The sequence below is a fragment of the Mucilaginibacter sp. P4_G9 genome, assembly GCF_056400985.1.
The window spans coordinates 1-2,418 of sequence record NZ_JBFUKF010000583.1 but is presented as its reverse complement, the minus strand read 5'-3'; the positions used below and the strand labels follow the sequence as shown (position 1 = coordinate 2,418).

The window sequence follows — 2,418 nt, the reverse complement described above, 5'->3', positions numbered from 1 at the left end:
ATGGTACATTTAAAGAAGAAGCCGGAAAATATGGCCTGGTAGATAATGGTTTATCAACCCAGGCCATATTTTTTGACTATGATAACGATGGCGACCTGGATTGCTTTGTATTAAATAACTCTTTCAGGCCGATAGGTTCATTTGATTTTAATAAGGATTTAAGATCTGTAGTTGATGAATTAGGGGGTGCACGCCTTTATCGTAACGATGGCGGGCATTTTACCAATATAACCAAACAGGCGGGCATATATTCCAGCGATATAGGCTTTGGCTTAGGTGTTTCTGTGGCTGATATCAACCAGGATGGCTACCCGGATATTTATGTTTCCAATGATTTTTTTGAGCGGGACTACTTATACATCAACCAAAAGAACGGCACTTTTAAAGAAGATATTCAAAATGAAACCGGTCACCTTAGCCTGGCTTCCATGGGATCTGACATTGCCGACATCAATAACGACGGGCAGTATGATATTTTTACTACCGAAATGCTGCCCGAAGGTGATAAACGCCTTAAAAAAATGACCTCCTTTGAATCGTACGATGTGATTAAAGCCAAACAGCGGGATGGTTATTACAACCAGTATATGCAAAATTGCCTGCAGGTAAATAATGGCGATGGCACATTTTCTGAAACTGCTTTTTACTCGGGGATAGCCGCTACCGACTGGAGCTGGGGGGCGCTGATGTTTGATATGGATAATGATGGCTGGAAAGATATTTTGGTATCAAACGGGATTTACAAAGACCTTACCGACCAGGATTACATCGAGTTTTTGGGCAACCGCGATAATATGGCCAAAATAGCCGAAGGGCGCAATAAGTTTGATTTTAAAGATTTTACCGATAAAATGCAATCGACCCCTTTATCAAACTACGCTTATTTAAATAATCATAATTTAACGTTTGCCAATAAGACCGTCGATTTTGGTTTGGATAAACCGTCATTTAGCAATGGTTCAACTTATGCCGATCTGGATAATGACGGGGATAACGACCTGGTGGTTAATAACGTAAATTCACCCGTTTACGTTTATAAAAATAATGCCGAAAAGAACGGTAACCACCACATCCAATTAAAATTAAAGGGCAGCGGTTTAAATAGCTTTGGGGTAGGTACAACTATTAAGGTTTTTATGAAAGGTAGTGCGCTTATTTATTATAACCAGCCAACACGTGGTTTTCAAAGCTGTACTTCGCCCAATTTGCTTACCATTGGTATAGGTAAATATAAACAGGCAGATTCTTTACAGATCATTTGGCCGGGTGGTAAATACCAGCTTTTACAAAATGTTAAAGGCGATAAAGTTTATACATTTAAACAAGCCAATGCTAAACTTAATTACAACTGGAACAAGCCTGTTGCAAAACCGCAATTTACTGATGTAACAAAATCTATCTTCGATAGCATCCCAAGGCACAAAGAAGACGATTTTATTGATTTTGATAACGAACGCCTGATGCTGCAGATGTTATCAACCGAAAACCCTTATATGGCTAAGGGTGATGTGAATAATGACGGCTTAACTGATTTTTATTTCGGCAGCTCAAAAAATAGTTTTGCCGCTATCTACATACAACAAAAAGATGGCAGGTTTAAACAAACCATCCCCGATGACTTAAAGAAACAGGAATATCTTGAAAACRCAGGCGCTGTATTTGGCGACTTTGACGGAGATGGCGACCAGGACCTGATCATTGGTGTTGGCGGTAATGCCGACGAAGCAGAAACTCCAGTTTATAATCCACGGTTTTATGAGAACGATGGTAAAGGTAATTTCCATCGCAATGCAGATAAAACGTTACATGCTACTGTTAATGCATCAGTCATCGTATCATGCGATTATGATGGCGATGGCCACCCCGATCTGTTCATTGGCGGCAGGAGCGTTCCCGGTCTTTACGGATGTTCGGCAAAATCATATGTTTTTCATAATGATGGCAAGGGGCACTTTACGGATGTATCGGCACAGGTGTTAGGCACAAATACCAGGCTGGGTATGGTTACCGCAGCCCAATGGGCCGATTTAGATAAAGACGGGTATCCCGATCTGGTAGTTGCCGGTAACTGGATGGGCATCAGGATCTTTAAAAACTTTAAAGGGAAATTTACCGAAGACAAACAGCTGGCCAATTACAAAGGCTGGTGGAGCAGTCTTGAAATTGCAGATGTTGACGGTGATGGAAATTTAGATATTATTGGCGGAAACATAGGCTTAAACTCCAAGTTCAGGGCGTCGTTTACCGAGCCTATGGGAATTTATGTGAAAGACTTTGATAACAACGGTACAAAGGAATGTGTTACATCAATGTACAGAAGCGATAACGTAAATTATGTTTTTCATATGAAGCCCGATCTTGTTGGCCAGTTGCCGATATTAAAAAAACGCTTTTTGCAATATATAGATTACGCAGGGA

1 protein-coding gene is annotated in these 2,418 nt (G+C 40.6%); it reads left to right on the top strand.

Annotation, left to right across the window (positions count from 1 at the left end; genetic code table 11):
* Window positions 1–2,418 (top strand): VCBS repeat-containing protein (locus AC1DPZ_RS25565; RefSeq protein WP_477408796.1); only part of this gene is annotated, 2,418 nt, incomplete at both ends.